The organism is Tepidiforma sp., from assembly GCF_026419595.1.
In the GTDB taxonomy this organism is placed as follows: domain Bacteria; phylum Chloroflexota; class Dehalococcoidia; order Tepidiformales; family Tepidiformaceae; genus Tepidiforma.
Genome location: NZ_JANZZD010000125.1, coordinates 1 through 546 on the forward strand (window position 1 = coordinate 1; position 546 = coordinate 546).

Annotated in this window: 1 pseudogene; it reads right to left on the bottom strand. The window is 67.0% G+C overall.

The annotated features are described in order from the left end of the window. A pseudogene (locus N2041_RS14745) lies at positions 1–546 on the bottom strand (glutamate synthase subunit alpha); the annotation flags it as partial.

Consider the following 546-nt stretch of genomic DNA (forward strand, 5'->3'; position numbering starts at 1 on the left):
GGGCCAGGGCGCTCGAGAGCTTCGGGTCTCGCAAGTCTGGAAAATACTTCGCGACCTGATCGGCGAGCAGGAGCCCCTTGTAGACGAGCGTCTTGGCCGAGAGCGAGCAGACATAAATAAAGGCCTGCTCGGTGAGGCCGAGGCTGCCGATCTCGATGCCGAACCGCTTCCGCACGACAAAGAGCTTCCACTCGAAGTGGTCGCGCGACACCTTGGAACCACGGCCGACGAACGCCTGGCGGATGAAGGGCTCCACGTCGCGGGCGGTGCCGCCGATGCAGGAGTTGTCGGTCGGCACGGTTCGCCAGCCGAGGAAGTCGAGTCCCTCCTCGCGGCAGACCTTTTCGAAGAAGGCCTCGGCGGCCTCGCGGTTGTCTTCCGACGGGGGCAGGAAGACGTTGCCCACGGCCCAGTCGCCGGCGGCGGGGAGCTTGATGCCGGCCTGGGGTGCCGCCACGGCGAAGAACTCGTGCGGCGTCTGGATGAGGATGCCGGCGCCGTCGCCGGTGAGCGGATCGCAGCCACAGGCACCGCGGTGCGTGAGAT